Source organism: Klebsiella sp. YJ (genome assembly GCF_002108615.1).
GTDB lineage: Bacteria > Pseudomonadota > Gammaproteobacteria > Enterobacterales > Enterobacteriaceae > Klebsiella > Klebsiella planticola.
The window spans coordinates 24,783-41,200 of sequence record NZ_MTEG01000023.1; the positions used below are offsets into that span (position 1 = coordinate 24,783).

15 protein-coding genes, 2 pseudogenes and 1 riboswitch are annotated in these 16,418 nt (G+C 56.8%); of the genes and pseudogenes, 6 read left to right on the forward strand and 11 right to left on the reverse strand.

Translation table 11 applies throughout. The features are described 5' to 3' along the window. Positions 1 to 134: 134 nt before the first annotated feature. The 8 genes from BV390_RS21710 to BV390_RS21745 all read right to left on the reverse strand — a co-directional run bounded on the left by BV390_RS21710 (position 135) and on the right by BV390_RS21745 (position 7,799). Positions 135 to 689 carry an RNA polymerase sigma factor gene (locus BV390_RS21710; protein WP_046852510.1) on the reverse strand — a complete coding sequence of 185 codons (555 nt, stop codon included), beginning with the start codon at positions 687 to 689 and terminating at the stop codon, positions 135 to 137. A gap of 5 nt (positions 690 to 694) precedes the next feature. Then, a complete protein-coding gene (locus BV390_RS21715) occupies positions 695 to 1,120 on the reverse strand; it encodes a hypothetical protein (protein WP_032687741.1) in 426 nt (141 codons plus the stop codon). Between the two features lie 132 nt (positions 1,121 to 1,252). Continuing rightward, the gene (locus BV390_RS21720; protein ID WP_032687742.1) at positions 1,253 to 2,206 is read right to left on the reverse strand and encodes a hypothetical protein; all 954 of its coding nucleotides are present in this window, start codon (positions 2,204 to 2,206) and stop codon (positions 1,253 to 1,255) included. Positions 2,207 to 2,421: 215 nt separating this feature from the next. Beyond that, positions 2,422 to 3,054 (reverse strand): class I SAM-dependent DNA methyltransferase, encoded by a 633-nt coding sequence (locus BV390_RS21725; RefSeq protein WP_032696208.1) that lies wholly within the window; start codon positions 3,052 to 3,054, stop codon positions 2,422 to 2,424. Between the two features lie 19 nt (positions 3,055 to 3,073). Next, the gene (locus BV390_RS21730; protein ID WP_032699861.1) at positions 3,074 to 4,315 is read right to left on the reverse strand and encodes a GGDEF domain-containing protein; all 1,242 of its coding nucleotides are present in this window, start codon (positions 4,313 to 4,315) and stop codon (positions 3,074 to 3,076) included. A 220-nt stretch (positions 4,316 to 4,535) separates the two neighbouring features. Then, positions 4,536 to 5,642, reverse strand: a complete 1,107-nt coding sequence (locus BV390_RS21735; protein WP_032696210.1) for a DUF4056 domain-containing protein — start codon at positions 5,640 to 5,642, stop codon at positions 4,536 to 4,538. A 52-nt stretch (positions 5,643 to 5,694) separates the two neighbouring features. Continuing rightward, on the reverse strand, positions 5,695 to 6,654 hold the full coding sequence (locus BV390_RS21740) for a porin family protein (RefSeq protein ID WP_032687747.1): 960 nt from the start codon (positions 6,652 to 6,654) through the stop codon (positions 5,695 to 5,697). 17 nt (positions 6,655 to 6,671) lie between these two features. Further along, positions 6,672 to 7,799, reverse strand: a complete 1,128-nt coding sequence (locus BV390_RS21745) for a BamA/TamA family outer membrane protein (protein ID WP_032699863.1) — start codon at positions 7,797 to 7,799, stop codon at positions 6,672 to 6,674. Positions 7,800 to 8,092: 293 nt separating this feature from the next. Next, positions 8,093 to 8,194: riboswitch (TPP riboswitch) on the forward strand. Positions 8,195 to 8,260: 66 nt separating this feature from the next. On the opposite strand from BV390_RS21745, the gene BV390_RS21750 reads away from it, so the two are divergent. The 6 genes from BV390_RS21750 (at position 8,261) to BV390_RS21775 (ending at position 14,543) form a co-directional block, all read left to right on the forward strand. Further along, positions 8,261 to 8,953: a TenA family protein gene (locus tag BV390_RS21750; protein ID WP_032696212.1), complete on the forward strand. Its 693-nt coding sequence runs from the start codon at positions 8,261 to 8,263 to the stop codon at positions 8,951 to 8,953. After that, complete coding sequence (locus BV390_RS21755; RefSeq protein ID WP_046852515.1) at positions 8,950 to 9,678, forward strand: ABC transporter ATP-binding protein; 729 nt, start codon at positions 8,950 to 8,952, stop codon at positions 9,676 to 9,678. Before BV390_RS21750 ends, BV390_RS21755 begins: the two co-directional genes overlap by 4 nt. After that, positions 9,675 to 10,415 (forward strand): ABC transporter permease, encoded by a 741-nt coding sequence (locus BV390_RS21760; protein WP_085397327.1) that lies wholly within the window; start codon positions 9,675 to 9,677, stop codon positions 10,413 to 10,415. Before BV390_RS21755 ends, BV390_RS21760 begins: the two co-directional genes overlap by 4 nt. 9 nt (positions 10,416 to 10,424) lie before the next feature. Then, positions 10,425 to 11,360, forward strand: coding sequence for an ABC transporter substrate-binding protein (locus BV390_RS21765; RefSeq protein WP_032687753.1), 936 nt, complete (start codon positions 10,425 to 10,427; stop codon positions 11,358 to 11,360). A 306-nt stretch (positions 11,361 to 11,666) separates the two neighbouring features. Further along, positions 11,667 to 13,052, forward strand: a complete 1,386-nt coding sequence (locus BV390_RS21770) for a diaminobutyrate--2-oxoglutarate transaminase (RefSeq protein WP_015584344.1) — start codon at positions 11,667 to 11,669, stop codon at positions 13,050 to 13,052. Between the two features lie 9 nt (positions 13,053 to 13,061). Then, positions 13,062 to 14,543: a pyridoxal phosphate-dependent decarboxylase family protein gene (locus tag BV390_RS21775; RefSeq protein WP_162180095.1), complete on the forward strand. Its 1,482-nt coding sequence runs from the start codon at positions 13,062 to 13,064 to the stop codon at positions 14,541 to 14,543. A gap of 223 nt (positions 14,544 to 14,766) precedes the next feature. Here the strand turns inward: BV390_RS21775 and BV390_RS21780 are convergent. The 3 genes and pseudogenes from BV390_RS21780 to BV390_RS21790 all read right to left on the reverse strand — a co-directional run. Further along, positions 14,767 to 14,880, reverse strand: a pseudogene (locus tag BV390_RS21780) (cytochrome c biogenesis protein DipZ); the annotation flags it as partial. 1 nt (position 14,881) lies between these two features. Further along, positions 14,882 to 15,412: pseudogene (locus BV390_RS21785) on the reverse strand (alpha/beta fold hydrolase); the annotation flags it as partial. Positions 15,413 to 15,573: 161 nt separating this feature from the next. Next, the gene (locus tag BV390_RS21790) at positions 15,574 to 16,338 is read right to left on the reverse strand and encodes a glutamine amidotransferase (protein WP_032696215.1); all 765 of its coding nucleotides are present in this window, start codon (positions 16,336 to 16,338) and stop codon (positions 15,574 to 15,576) included. Positions 16,339 to 16,418 lie beyond the last annotated feature (80 nt).

A 16,418-nucleotide genomic window follows, 5' to 3' on the forward strand; every position in this document is an offset into this window, starting at 1 on the left:
CACTCGCCGGCAACGTCATGTTATCCCCACCAAGGGATAAATATAAAAATATCCCCTAATGGGGATATTTCAGCTGTGTTTTGCTTTGCTCAGACGAGCAGCGTGAGGGAAAAGCACGGTACCGGACGGCGGGCTCAGCCGTCGACCAGCTCATCGTAGAAGGTCCGCAGACGCGAACGAAGATAGAGAACGGCTTTATGTTTGCGCGAGAGCAGCGCCTGTTCGCTGGCACCGCACTCTTCAGCCAGCTCCCTGTAGCTGTAGCCTTGCAGTTCGGTCTTCTCAAAGACCTCGCGCTGGGCGGCCGGCAGTTCGGAGAGCGCCTGATTCAGCGCATCCCAGAGCAGCGCTTTCAGATACTCCTCTTCCGGCGTTTGCGGTACGCCAAACAGCGTTTCTGAGAGCTCATCCTCCGGCAGATCGTCGTCCGGGTTCACGTAGCCCGATAAGGGCAGCTCGCGCTTTTTTCGCGCCCGATCGGTCATCTCGTTACGTGCCGCACGAAACAGCCAGGCCGCCACGTTCTCTACCGGCTGTTCCACGGTCATCAACTGACAGGTGACTTCCTGCAGAATATCATCCGCATCGTCGCGCACCGGCGTCCGCCCGCGGATAAACGCTCTCAGCCGTGAGCGACAGGCGTTGATTGCCGATAGCAACAGCGACTCCCCGCCTGGCCCTGTTTTCATCTGACTCACTCGTCTGGCGTCGTTTTGACCGCGTCGTTTTGCGGCGGGGTGTTCTCCTCCCGACGTTCGCGCCAGCCGCAAGGCCCACGCGGGTCGCGAGGCGCGCGATGATGGAAGCGCTGAATAAACTCTTCGCGCTGTTCCGGGCTCATCTTCATCCAGCGTTCATGCATCCGGCGACGCATCCCGAACATGCCGGGGCGAAAACCCAGACCACCAAACAGAATACGCGATAGCGCCAGAATACCTAACGCCTGCCAGAAACCGATACTCTTGACGCCAAGAATGGCCGGCAGCAGCGCATTCCACAGCGACATCACCAGCAGCCCAAGAATCGCGATCAGCACCACGCCGATAATCAGCGGTTTAGCCATTCGATGATGGCCGAACCGGCGATCGCGCGCATAGCCGTGCATTCCAAAATCTCTCATCTGTGTGACCTCATTAACGTAGTAAAAAGTAACCTTGTGCCGAGGTAGACGAATGAGCGGCGGGAATATTGCTAAAAAAATAAAAAAAAAGCGGCATGTTGCGCAGTTCGATGGCAGTCAGCGCAAACGCGGTTAAAAGCTCATTGCTAAACCGACGCCATAGCCCCGGGTATTATCCCCGAACATATAGCGGGCGACGAGACGCGTGCGGCTGATGAACACGGGATACTGGCTGCTGTCGAGCTCCAGCCCGACCCCCAGAGAACTAAGACCGTTAAACCCAAGCTGCCCGCGCTGATCGCCCAGATATTCGGTATGCGCGCCTTCCAGCACGTAGCGCACCGGGCTTTTCAACAGCGTCCAGTCGGAAATGGGCGCGCGGCGGCGCAGATACAGCCCAATGTTTTCGGCGCTGGACTGTCCGCTGACGGCTTCCGGCGTGCTGCCAAAGGTTTGCAGGCTCATGCCGGAATAGCGCAGTTCAACATCGATATCCTGCTCTTTGGAGAACAGTTCGTAATCCAGCATCAGCGAACCGCCGAGCCCGTAGGCATTGAGCCGTCCGCCGTCAAGAAATTTAAAATCCGCATTCCGCTTCTGCTCAATCAGCCGGCTGCCGATCCGCACGTCGCTGGCCATGGTCCCCAGCATAAAGTTAAAAATGGGCCGCAGGACCAGCGTACCGCCCCACCTATCGGTATACAGATTGAAGTCCCAGCCGATGCCGCCGGTACCGGTCAGACTGTTCCACTTCGCCGGAATATTGCGGCTGTCATCGCCGTTGCTCAGCACAAACTGCGGATCGTAGCGACTGTAGCCCAGCGTCCCTTCTAAATAGATCGGATAACGTTTACTCAGGGTCGCACCGCCGCCGAACTGGGTAATCGACAGCTGATTTTTCTCGTTGCTGCCGGAACCGATATTGAGGTCGCTGGCGGTGACATCGGGGACGACGGTGTAGCTCATCAGCATCAGCACGGCATCGGCGCGCTGTTTTAAATGGCTACCGTCAAGGGCAAAACAGGCCGGACTGACCAGCAATAAGGTCGCAGACAGAGTGCAGGCACATGGCAAAGAAACCGTCATTTCTTATTTGAAACCTCACCCGAAGATCAAAGGGTTACCCGAAACGCCCGGGCTGATAATGAAATACTGACCTGACGAAAACAGCGGATCGGTATGATAGTTCAGTATAATGATAGTTTGATATCCATCCTGACGCGTCAACGCGCGGATCGACGTATTTTCTGGCCCGACCATCAGTCGCCCGCGCTCTCAGGCGCGCGTTGCAGGACAGCGGTTCAGGCGCTTTTTTCCGCCAGCCAGACCGTGCGCCCACCGCAGTGCGGGTCGTTGACAACATGCTTCAGTAGTGCAAAACCGTGGGTTTCCAGCTGCCGGCGATACGCTTCCGGCGCCAGACTGGCGTGATAGAGCGCCTCCCCCTCAAACTGCCCGATAGCTTCCCCATCGTGGTTACCACTGGTAAACATCAGCGGCGCGTGCGCACGGGCATGCGCCGCAAAGCGGGCAAACATCGCGCGCTGGGCGTCGCGGGTCAGATGGAAGAAGCTGTCCCACGCCAGCAGCGCGTCAAACTGCTGACCCAGCGCCAGGGTGCGCATATCCGCCACCGTCCACTGCTGATGCGCAAAATCCTCGCGGCAGCGGGCAATCATCGCCGGAGAGGAATCGATGCCGGTCAGCCGATATCCCCGGCGGATAAAGTAGGCCGCGACAGGCGTTCCGTTGCCGCAGCCAATATCGAGAATATGGCCGCCGGGTCTCACCCGCGCAAGAAACGTATCCAGCCAGGGTTGTTCAAACAAGTGGGTTGAACGCAGTTCCGCCCAGCGTCGGGCATGGCGCTCATACAGATCGATGATCTTCTCAGCGCACGGATTATCGAGGGGGGAAGGTTCCGGGGATGGCATAGGTTGTGGCTCCAGGTTTTTAATATTTTTCGACCAGATGAAGCTTTACCTGGTTTCGCCCTTCTTTCTTCGCGGCATACAGCGCTTTATCGACGCGATTAAACAGCTGATCGATCTCTTCACCCTCCTGATGTTCCGCGACGCCGATACTGACCGTCACCGTCCCGGCGTGCTCGGGGATATGATAACAGCTGACCGCGTGGCGAATCGCTTCCGCCATCGCCAGTGCCGGCGCGATTGTCGCACCGGGGAGAAATAATAAAAATTCCTCTCCTCCCCAGCGATAGATCTGGTCCTGAATTCTGGCGGCGGATTCAAGAATTCGGGAAATAGCCAGCAGCACCTCATCGCCTTTTTGGTGTCCGTAGCTATCATTAATCGCTTTAAAATTATCGACATCAACCAGCAGCAGGCAAAAACCGTCAGCATGAAATAACGAGGAATCAACAATACGATAAAACTCGCGTCGGTTAAGTAATCCGGTTAAAGGATCGTGAGTGGCCGCAAATTCAAGTTCTTCCTTCAGATTCACCTCTTCAGTAATGTCATGAATAATACACAGCATCAGCCGTATATGGTTCAGCACCACCGGCCCGGCATAGGTCTGAACATAGCGGAGAGAACCATCGGACAGAATATGGGTAAAATTAAGCGGCTTGTGGCCGCCGGGTAAGCTTGCCACGCTGCGCATAACGGGAAGCACGTCCCTTCCCAGGGTATTGATCTGCCAGGTATGGCGAGTGCGCATCTCATCGGCCGTGTAGTTATAAAACCGCAGCGCGGCGATATTCGCATCAATAATTCGCCCGTCCTGTTCAGGGTCGATCAACAGCATCGGGGCGGAACTGGTCATAAAAAAGCGCGAAAAGAAACTATTGCTGCGCCGTTTGTAGGTATGCGCGGGGAGCGCCTTAAACGAGTCATTTTGCTGCAGGATCTTTACGGCTTCGAACAGAATTAATGTGTCATATTCTTCGGATTTAATCAGCGTGGTTTTACAATAAATCGGACTCAGACCTTCCGGGGTTTGAATGGTCCACACTTCAAATACTTCAGCAATATTTTTGAAGTAATACAGATAATTCTGCAGGCTGCGTTGCGGACAGCTGGAGAGCGTGCCTTTGCGCATTTCATCCAGCGACATCGCTCCACTCAGGGTTCTGGAGGCCTGATTACTGTAGACGACGACTTCTTTAAAAGGATGAACCACCCAGACAGGGGTGCTTAATAAATCAAAAATCATTAACTCTTTTAATAACATGCGGCCCTCCAGCGAACAGGCACCCCGCTTCTGAACGACGCTCTCATCGCCAATCTGGCCCAACGGCGTAAGCTAATGAAATGATGTCGAAAGTTCAGGCATGAGATCAAGACGCCGGAAGTATAGTTCCTTTTTGATTATGGAAAGTGTACCGGGAAAGCAAAACGGCGCTGCCGCGGACAGAAGCCAGGCATTCTCCCCGGCGCTCGCCGTTGCTGAATTATTTCTCGATACGCTCAAGCTGGGTTTGATCCGCCCGTTCGGCGCGATCGGCCAGTCCCTGGAACTGCCCGGGAGTATAGAAGGTCTCCGGTACCGGCAGCATCTGCATGTCCTGCCCCGGATGAATTTGCAACTGTCCAAGCGCGGGGAGCGAAAAGCCGTCCACCGTCTGCGGCAGGGTTAACCGCCAGGGCGTCGTCCTCTCGAACGGGACCGGCGTCGGCAGCCGATCGTCGCTCATATCGTAATTGCGTTTGAGCACCAGAAATTTATCCGGAACCCGCCGCTGGCTATTCCACCAGTCGCCATCCAGCTTGCGGAACATGCTTTCCGTTTCGCTGCGCGGAGCCACCATCAGTTTTACCAGCACCTTTTTCAGCGCGGCTTCCATTGCCTGGTTATAGTCGTCAACCGAACCGGCATGGCCGTGCAAAATGACGCTGATGGCCAGCCGGGCGCCCAGCAGATTAGAGTAGAGATCTTCCGGGGAAAAGGCGGAGATTTCCTCCGAAAACCCCGGAACTGACTGGAAGCCATTCCACTGCGCAATTTCATGCCATTGCGCAAGCTCATAGGCCAGACGGCCTGCGAGCCAGGCGGCAATCTCATAGCGCCGGGACAGAGCGGCCGGCGGCATAAAAGCATTGAGCTGGATCCGTCTGATGCCCAGCTCCTCGCTGTAGAAAATGCGCCCCGCTTGTCCAAGATGCGGGTAAATACGGGAGAAGAGATAAAAAGTATTATCCGCGGTATCGCGCACGTGGGCGATATCGATAAACCCGCCGCGACGGGTATAGATCAGCCCATTTTCTTCTTCACTCAGTCCGACGAGGTTTTTTACCGCCCCCAGCGCACTGTCGTTGTAGCGATGTTTACCCAGCGTATCGAGCGTCAGGACATTACCAATTTGATAGACCGGGATCGGCACCCCAATCGCTCTGACATGCAGGTCATAGCCAAACGCACAGCACGGACGCAGCGATTCCGGCGGCGCCAGATGGCTGACCACCGGTTTGACCCGGGGAGCGGGAACGACCGGTAAGAGCGGATCCTTCGCGCACACCGAGAACGCGGCCGCCAGTAAAAATAACAAGCCATGACGCATCAACATTGTCTCCAGGACATAAACGGACGCTCGCAGGCGGCATCTTGCGAGGTTAAAAACGGTATTCTCCGGCGACAAAGAAGCTATTACGTTCGTTAAAACCAAACTCGGTTAACACGTTAAAGTTCTGTGTAATTTCATATTGCGCCCCCACCAGCATGTTCCACGGTGAAGAGAGCCGCTGCTTCACGTCAAACTTGCCCTGATCGTCTTTATTGACCGCGGCAATGAGCGGCTGGAGTTCCGGCGGCATATGCAGATCGGAGAGATTGCCTTTGAACTCCTGCTGCACGTTCTGGTACATACTGCCCACCCAGATACTTAAGTTTGACGGGCCGGCGATGCCTTGTAAATTAAAGCGATAGCCAATGCGCGGCGACACGGTAGTGGCCGAGATTTTACCGTCAAGGATATCGAAGTCGGTACGGGTATAGTTGGTATCGATCAGGCCGAACCAGTTGCCATAGCCGCCGGCGAGGGTAAACCCGGTTCCCCAGGTGGTGCCTTTAAAATCGAGCGCAAAATCAATATCCTGCAGCTGTCCGTTTTCATGGAGTCGATGTACGGATCCGGCAATTATTCGGTCGATCCCGGTATATTTTGAGGGATCGGCATCAACCGACACTTTTGATAGCGACGATCCGCTGGTATGCCCGGCGATGCCGTAGATATTTAAAAAAGGAAACACCCACATATCCAGACGCAGGTTCTCGGTCTTGCTCTTCTGCCGCGTATGTCCCGCATCGATGGCGAACATATCGCCCGGTATCGGATGATTTCCGAGCTTCAGTCCGGAAAAAGAGATACTGTCGACCAGGATATCCTGGCGAATATTCATATAGCTTAAATTAACCCCGAACGGCAGCGGGATCGAATATCCACGCGCCCTTGCCTCATCACCCCAAATCGGAAAATAGCTGTCGTTACTGCTGCCGGAACTGTCGGTCGTGCTGGCCCCCCAGGCGGTGCCCGACGTTAACAACAACGTAAGTACGATTTTAGTCCATCTCATTTTTTTCTCATCTGACCTTAAAGTCCGGAACCCACATTAAAATAAAGCGCCTGTTCATGTTCGCTGAAGGCGATATCAATCCCCGTCTGTAATCCATACTGGCGCGCTATCAGGTAGCGAAACCCGGTCCCCCACGCCACGTCGGTTTGCTCCCACAGAGAATGGGCTTCGTCAGCGGCGCTGCCGATACCGACAAACCCTTGCAGGATCCAGCGCGGCTGAAATTCCCAGGCAAGCTGAGTCTGCGCCGTACTGACATAATCACCCTGATAGCGGTAACGAGAAATCCCGCGTAATTCGATATACGGGCGAGCCATTGGCGTCAGGCGCTTATCATGGTGGGTCAACGACTGGTAGTTGCCAGCCACGGCGAGCGTCAGCGTGCGACTCAGTGGGATGTAGTATTTCCCATCTACAGAGAACTGATCGTAATGATAGTCGCCACCAAGCAATGAACGGAAAAATCGATACTCGCTTTGTACCGATAACCCCTTCTTAGGGTAGAAAAAATTATCCGTAGTGTCATATTCCGCCACCACGCCCAGCGCCGATGACGCGCTCTCCTGACCCAGCACCTGCTGCCAGACCCGATTAACGACCGGGTTATCGGCGGAAACCTCGGTTTTCGCATACACCTGAGAGGCGCCGACAAATATCGGCGTGTCGCCGACGCGAAACAGCAGTTTTTGCAGACCGCCATAGCCGCGGGTCTGCGAGTGGATAGCGGTATTTTTATTAAAACTGCTCAATCCGTCGGAATAGATATCCAGTTTAATATTGGCGTAGCCCAGCAGCACCAGATAGCGAATACGGTCATTATTCCAGGTATGCCGGTGGCCGCCGCCGACAAACCAGGTCCCGTTCTGCGTTCCGCCGCCGCCAAAAGCGGTGATCGGCGGCGGAATAAAATTATCGCCATCCCGCGTCCCTTTACCGTGCAAAAAGAGACCAAACAGCCCCCCGCCATAGCCCACCGCCGGCTCGGTTATCGCCATCGGCACCGGCAGGAATCCGTACGGGTTATCCTGCAGATAGCGGCTCATATCCAGCATGCCATCTTCGGGATCGAACAGTTCGGCGCAAGCGGCGGGAAGGGAAAGTGGCACGAGGAGCGCCAGCAATATGGTCGGTAGCGAAAACGTCATGCACTCTCCGGCGTCGTGATGGGTTCTGAATGCCCATGTAGCTGAAGAATAATGGGTTTCATGGTAATAAAAAATATATCCTATGGTGCCATGAACGACCAATTTTCGGTCGGCGGTTTTTTTTAATTCTGGACAAATTAGCCAGCGAAAAGGGCATAGAAAGCCAATTATCCGCAGCAAAATTATGCCGGCGCTGAGTATTTAGCCACCTGGATGAGTGACAGTGTCACATAATCTGGCGCGAATTCGCCCGCGGCCGGGATTGTAATCAAAAAGTGAATGCCGTATAACATGGCGCAACCGAGGGGTGTCCCGTGAGGGCTGAGATGGCGTAAGCCGAACCCTTTGAACCTGATCTGGGTCATGCCAGCGAAGGGACGGGTCGGCAATTTTGCCAGTTTACCGCCATTGCCTGTTCATACTTCCGCACACCCGGATCTCCCCCGCAATCAGGAGGTCCTGTGATTCTGCCGATCTTTACCCAGGGTATTTATGGTCGTCTGCGCCAGCAGGCGGGATGCGACTGGGAACAATACGTTGCCCATCCTTTTCTCCGCCAGCTTGCCGAGGGTACCCTGCCCGAACGCGCCTTCCGCCGCTATCTGACTCAGGACTACCTGTTCCTGATCCACTTTGCCCGTAGCTATGCCCTGTTGGTCAGCAAACTGCGCACGCTCCCGGAGATGCGCGCCGCGGCCGCCTCAATGAACGCGATTCTTGGCGAACTGCCGCTGCACGTCGGCTATTGCGCGGGCTGGGGGCTGGACGAAGCGACAATGGCCGCCGAAAGCGAAGCGCCGGAGACGGTGAACTATACCCGCTACGTGCTGGATATCGGTCACTCCGGCGATGCGCTCGATCTGCTGGTGGCGCTGATGCCCTGCGTGGCAGGCTATGCGGAAATCGGCCTCGGATTGCTCGACAATCCGGCCACCCGACTCACCGACAACCCCTATGCCTCCTGGATCCGTAACTACGGCGATGCGGGCTATCTTGACGGCGTCACGGCGGCAATCGATCTGCTGGAGCGCGTCTGGCAGCAGCGCGGCGCCGAATCGCGCGTCGCAGAGCTGAGCGCCATCTTCACCACGGCCACCCGTCTGGAAGCCAACTTCTGGCAGATGGGACTGAATGCCGCGGCGGTCGCTCAGTGACGGCTCCGACTATTGCGGTGCGGGAATTAAGCCTGCGCTTCGGCTCGCGGGTCATTTTTGACAAGTTGTCGTTTGATATTCCCGCTGGAGAGTGGGTTTCGCTGCTGGGGGCCAGCGGTGCCGGAAAAACCAGCCTGCTGCGAATTATCGCCGGACTGGCCGCCCCCACCCACGGTCAGGTTCAGGCCAGCGACGGTCGCCCTCTGGCCCCTCGTCTGGCCTGGATGGGGCAAAAGGATCTGCTCTATCCGTGGCTAAGCGTGCGCGACAACGTGGCGCTTGGCGCCCGCCTGCGCGGAGAGCGCGTCGATCGGCAGCGGGTTGCGACGCTATTAGAGCAGGTGGGTCTCAGCCACTGCGCCGACGATCGTCCGGCGTCGCTCTCCGGCGGCATGCGTCAGCGGGCGGCGCTGGCGCGCACGCTGTATGAAGATCGGCCGATCGTGTTAATGGATGAGCCTTTTTCTGCGCTGGACACCCTCACCCGCACGCGTATCCAGACCCTGGCAGCGGAACTGTTGACTCAGCGTACGGTGGTGCTGATTACCCACGACCCGATGGAAGCCTGCCGGCTCAGCCATCGCCTGCTGGTGCTCTCGCCGCCGCCAGGCGGCATTGATGACGCCCATCATCTGACGGGGATACCGCCGCGGGCGCCGGACGATCCGGCGCTGCTGAAGGGACAAGCCGCGCTGCTGCAACAGCTGATGAGGGCCAACGGATGAGAGGGAAACTTTTCCGCGGCGGCGTCGTGTTCTGCGGCCTGCTGATATTTTGGTGGCTGCTCAGTCGCAGCGGTATCCCTGCATTCCTGCTGCCGTCGCCATCGGCGGTGGCTGCCGCCCTGTGGAACAACCGCAGCTGGCTGGGCTGGCACACGCTGGTTACCTTGAGCGAGATCCTCAGTGGCCTGACGCTCGGGGTGCTGCTCGGCGTGGTGTTGGCCCTGTGCATGATGATCTCGCCGCGCCTACAGCGCTGGCTGATGCCGCTGGTGCTGACCAGCCAGGCGATTCCGGTTTTCGCCCTCGCCCCGCTGCTGGTGCTGTGGTTTGGCTTCGGGATGAGCGCCAAAGTGATGATGGCGGTTCTGGTGATTTTCTTCCCCGTGACCTCGACATTTTTTGACGGCCTGCGGCGGGTCAATCACGACTACCTCGATCTGGCCCGTACGATGGGCGCCTCGTCAGGAGCGCAGCTCCGACATGTTCGCCTGATGGCCGCCCTGCCGGCGCTGGGTTCCGGCCTGCGCATGGCCGCTGCCGTGGCGCCAATCGGCGCGATCATCGGCGAATGGGTCGGTTCCGCCGAAGGACTGGGCTATGTGATGCTCAATGCGAACGCGCGCATGCAAACCGATGTCTGCTTTGCGGCGCTGTTTATTTTAGTACTGCTGACCATTCTGCTATGGCTGGCAGTGGATGCTCTATTACACCGGCTGATCAACTGGACACCGGAATAAGGAATAATCATGCGTAAACCCGTTTTCACCGCCATCACATTAACCGCGCTTATCAGCGGACAGGCGATGGCCAACGAGAAGCTGACCCTGGTGCTGGACTGGTACATTAACCCGGACCATGCGCCGATTATGGTGGCGGAACAGATTGGCGCCTTTAAAGCGCAAGGACTGGACGTTAAGATCGTCCCGCCGTCTGACCCGGCCCTGCCGCCGCGTCTGGTGGCCGCCGGTCAGGCGGATCTGGCTATCACCTATCAGCCGCAGGTGCACTTTTTCGCCGATGAGGGGCTGCCGCTGGTGCGGGTCGGTACCTTGATTAACTCGCCGTTGAACACGGTCATCGCCCTGGATAAAAGCATCAAAACCCCTGCTGACCTGAAAGGCAAAAAAGTCGGCTATTCGGTCAGCGGTATCGAGCAGGCTACGCTGGCGACGATGGCGCAACATGCCCATATCGATCCGCAAAGCATCAAGCTGATTAACGTCAATTTCCAGTTGACCAGCGCCCTGTTGGCCGGCCAGGTTGACGCGGTGATTGGCGGCTATCGTAATATTGAAGCGCTGGAGCTCAAGCTGCAGGGTAAAGACCCGCAGGTGATGAATGTCGAAGATTTCGGCGTTCCGGCCTACGACGAGCTGGTGATTGTCGCCAATCGCGATGAAATTCACGCGGCCAAAATCAAAAAGTTCCTCGTCGCGCTGCAGGAGGGAGTGACCTATCTGCGAGCGCATCCGCAGGAAACCTGGCAGGCTTTTGCCGCCGCTCATCCGGAGCTGAATACCGAACTGAACCAGCAGGCCTGGCAGCAGACGGCCCCCCTGTTTGCCGGCAATCCCGCGGCGCTGGATAAGGCCCGCTACGAGGCTTATGAACAGTTTTTATATAACAACAAGTTGGTTAAAAAAATCACACCTTTAACTCATTATGCGGTCGAACTGCATTGAGTAACCATACTGCTGACGGAAGAATTTCCGTCAGCTACTTTAGCGAAGCGGTAATAAAACCCGGCGGTTTCCCTCACTAAGAATTACACTTTTAATGGTTTTATAACACTTTAAATAAATCATATAAATCAATGTATTACCATTGATTTGCGTTGTGTAAAAATAACGTAAAAATACCTCAATAAATAAAACATTGAATGACGATTTAAAAAGCCATATATTGTGCGCGCTTTATGAATGGCGATTCATTTTCTAAAACCAATTATTCAACCAGTGTTCAACCGTAACGCTGGTTGTGGGAGTGATATGATGACGGATAAAGTCCGTATTGATACTTTAAGTGCAGATTTATTGGACGCGAACAACGAAACCTTTTTGGCCCGTCAGGCTGAATTCGAATCGAACGTCAGGAGTTACCCGCGCAAGCTGCCTCTGGCTATCGCAAAAGCGGAAGGCGTGTGGTTAACCGATGCGGATAACAAACAGTACCTGGATTGCCTTGCCGGCGCGGGTACCCTCGCTCTTGGTCACAACCACCCTGATGTGCTGCAAAGCATCCAAAGTGTCATTACCAGCGGCTTGCCGTTACATACCCTCGATCTGACTACCCCGTTAAAAGATCGCTTCTCCGAATACCTGCTCTCATTACTGCCGGGAGAAGGTAAAGAATACTGCCTGCAGTTCACCGGCCCGTCCGGCGCTGACGCCGTAGAAGCGGCGCTGAAGCTGGCGAAAAAATACACCGGCCGTTCTTCGGTTATTAGCTTCTCCGGTGGCTACCACGGTATGACCCACGGCGCGCTGTCGGTAACCGGCAACCTGTCACCGAAAGAAGCGGTCAATGGCATGATGCCCGAAGTGCAGTTTATGCCCTATCCGCATCAGTACCGCTGCCCGCTGGGTATCGGCGGCGAAGCGGGCGTGAAAGCGCTGACCTACTACTTCGAAAACCTGATCAATGACGTGGAAAGCGGCGTGCGTAAACCGGCGGCGGTGATCCTCGAAGCCGTTCAGGGCGAAGGTGGCGTGAACCCGGCTCCGGTTGAGTGGTTGCAGCGCATCCGCAAAGTGACTCAGGAACACGGCATTCTGCTGATCATCGACGAAGTTCAGGCTGGCTTTGCCCGTACCGGTAAGCTGTTTGCCTTCGAACACGCCGGCATTGAGCCGGACATTATCGTGATGTCGAAAGCCGTCGGCGGCGGTCTGCCGCTGGCCGTTCTGGGTATCAAGAAGCAGTTTGATGCCTGGGAACCGGGCCACCATACCGGCACCTTCCGCGGCAACCAGCTGGCGATGGCCACCGGCTTGACCACCCTGCGTCACCTGAAAGATAACGATATTGCTGGCAAAGTGGCCGCGCAGGGCGAATGGCTGAAAGGCAAACTGGCCGATATGCAGAAGCGTTTCCCGGTCATGGGTCACATTCGCGGTCTGGGTCTGATGATCGGGATTGAGATCGTCAACCCGAACGGCGAGCAGGATCATATGGGCTGCTACCCGGCTGACGGCGCGCTGTCCGCCCTGCTGCAGAAGAAATGTTTCGAAGCGGGCCTGATCCTCGAACGCGGTGGCCGCGGCGGCTGCGTCCTGCGTCTGCTGCCGTCGCTGCTGATCAGCAACGCCGAGCTGGAAATTTTCCTCGACAAATTTGAACAGGCCATGCTGGCCGCCGGTGTCAAACCGGTCTGAGTGGAGCGAGTGACCGCAATGTCCAAATTGAATCCGATTCTTGCTGCTTCGCCGCAAAGTATTGAGGCTTATCAGCAGGCGATCGCCCAGACCAGCCAGGCCGTCGCGCAATGGTTGCAGCAGCCTGAGATGTATCAAGGTAAAAGCGTCGCCGAACTGCGCGAGCGCATTACCCTTGAGTTCACCGAGCAGGGTCTGGGTAACCAGGCGGCGATTGAACGTGCGATCGAGTACTTCCTGAAAGACAGCCTGTCGGTACATCACCCGCAGTGCGTGGCGCATCTGCACTGCCCGAGCCTGGTGGTTAGCCAGGCGGCGGAAGTGCTGATTAACGCCACCAACCAGAGCATGGACTCCTGGGACCAAAGCCCGTCGGCGACCATCATTGAGATGAAGCTGATCGAATGGCTGCGTGCTCAGGTCGGTTACCCGGCCGGCGACGCCGGCGTCTTCACCAGCGGCGGCACCCAAAGCAACCTGATGGGGCTGATGCTGGCGCGCGATGCCTTCTTCGCTCGTCAGGGGCACTCCATCCAGCAGGACGGTCTGCCGGGTGACGTGCGTCAGTATAAAGTGCTGTGCTCTGAAAATGCCCACTTCTCAGTGCAGAAGAACATGGCGCTGATGGGCCTCGGCTACCGCGCCGTGACGCTGGTGAAAACCGACGAATTTGCGCGGATGGACGTCGCTGACCTGAAAGCGAAAATTGCCGAAGCGCAGGCTAACGGCGAGCAGATCATGGCGATCGTCGCCACCGCCGGCACTACCGACGCGGGCGCTATCGACCCACTGCGTGCTATCGCTGGCGTGGCGGCGGAACATCAGATCTGGCTGCACGTGGATGCGGCATGGGGCGGCGCGCTGCTGCTCTCTGAGCAGTACCGCGACTATCTGGACGGCATTGAGTGCGTGGACTCCATTACCCTGGACTTCCACAAACAGTTCTTCCAGACCATCAGCTGCGGCGCGTTCCTGTTAAAAGACGCGCGCCACTACGAGCTGATGCGCTACCAGGCGGCCTATCTGAACTCCGAGTTCGATGAAGAACACGGCGTGCCGAATCTGGTCTCCAAATCGCTGCAGACCACCCGCCGTTTCGATGCCCTGAAGCTGTGGATGGGTCTGGAAGCGCTGGGCCAGAAACAGTACGCGGAGATCATCGATCATGGCGTGACCATGGCGAAAAACGTCGCGCAATACGTTACATCTCAGCCGACGCTGGAGCTGGTCATGCAGCCGCAGCTGGCGAGCGTGCTGTTCCGCTCTCGTCCGGCGCAGATGGCCGGCAGCGATGATGCCGCTATCGCCCTGCTCAACCAACGCGTCGGGGATGCGCTGCTCGATTCCGGTCGGGCAAACGTCGGGGTGACCGAGCACAACGGCATGACCTGCCTGAAGCTGACGCTGCTGAACCCGATCGTAACGCTTGAGGACGTGAAGGTACTGCTGAATCTGGTGGAGCGCACCGCGCAGGAATTGCTGGCGAAGTAACATCCTTGAGCGAGACGGTAGTTGACTGCCGCCCCGCTCAACACTCTTTGTGGCGAAACTTGCTGAAAAAAGCCGATAACTGACCTTATCGGCTTTTTTATCTCGCTCTTCGGACCAGAAATAAGTGACACTGTCACGATTAAATTACTGACCGGGCTACTGATGACCTGTCAGGCCATCCTCTGACCGCTGCAACGCAGCGCCAGCGCGACTTTTACCCCACTCAGGCTCTCGCCTCTTGTAACAGCTGCTGGATCATTTTCTCCTGCTGCACATAGTCCCCTTCGCCAAAAGCGGTGTAGCGCAGCTTGCCCTTTGCATCAGCAGGCCAATACTGAGGAGAGTTCCGCCTGCGGCGGCAGCGGTTTGGCGCCAATGTGTTGGCTGCCAATCAGATACCCGCTCACCGAAACCAGTGATTTAACCCGCTCCGGCCACAGCGCCGCCATGATATCGGCCGTACGCGACCCGGCCACATCGGCCCGTTTTATCTGCAAGGCGTCCATCAGGTGAAGAATATCTGCCGCCATGGCCGAGGGCTGTCCGTTGCGCGGCGTATTTGCAGAGAGAAAACGGGTGGTACCATAGCCACGCAGATACGGCACGATGACGCGGAATCCTTGCTTTGCTAACGCTGGCGCGACCGCCGCATAGCTATGAATGTCATATGGCCAGCCGTGCAGCAGGATAACCGGCTGACCGTCACGCGGACCGATATCGACATAGCCGATATTCAGGTCGCCGGCCTGAATCTGTTGAACATGATCGAATGCACTGGCATCGTCCGCCGCGCAAACGCCGGCTGACCACAGAGCTGACAGCGCCAGCATCAGCGCGCTACCGTTACGGACCCGAGATAATCTGTTCATAAAGCCACCTGTTAACTGAAAGAGAAGAGAGGACGCAGACAGTTAACCAGCGTTTTGTATACGGCATATGCGCAGAAAGGCGGGGTTTTGTATCGCGATGTATTGCTCCCCCTGCAGATACATTGGGATACAGACGGAAGGACCACTGTGCGGGCTAACGCCTACGTTAAGCCCTCAGCGGCCTCATAGGCGTGGGGAACGTCCGGCTCCAGATAGTTGGCCACGAAGCGGGTTAATATTCCCGCCGCGACCGGACATGCCTCCACCTGATCCAGCAGTTGCCGGGGATCGATTCCCTCTCTCCGTAGTACCTCATCACGATAGTGGATCAATGAACGCGCAATTTCAGGGGTAAATTCCGGATGGAACTGCGTGGACAGCGCATGGCGGGTATAGCGCACTATCTGGTGGGGATCGTGCGCTGATGCGGCCAGCACCGTCGCATTCGGCGGCAGCCTGACGACCGTTTGCAGATGGCTGAGGTGCGCAGGGAAATGGGCCGGCCGGTCGCTTAACAGCGGGTCCGTTCGTCCGGCAGCGGAAAGCGTAATCGCCTTGCATCCCGTTTCGCGTCCTGCCGGATGATACGCCACCTCGCCGCCGAGCGCGTCGGCCATCAGCTGATGACCGTAGCAGATACCAAATAACGGCATCTCCACCGCCATCGCCGAACGGATCCACGCGGCGGTTTTCTCGCTCCACGCCAGCCGATCGGTGACCATCGCCCACGAGCCGGTCATCACCGCCACGGTCTGGCTATCCGGAGCGGGCAGCGTTTCCCCCGCATAGACACGCACGGTGGCGATCTGCTGACGCCAGGGCGCAAGCAGCCGACCAAACCACCGCGGAAGATCGCCATGTTCGGCCTCAATTTCCGCCGGCGGCGCGCCGGTCTGCACAATAAGAAGTTTGTTTCTCAACGCCATAGCCCGTTACCCTTCGATGCTTTCTACAGTCCTTTCACTATGGAGAAAGGCGGCTGTTTCGACAAATAACCAATCTCTAT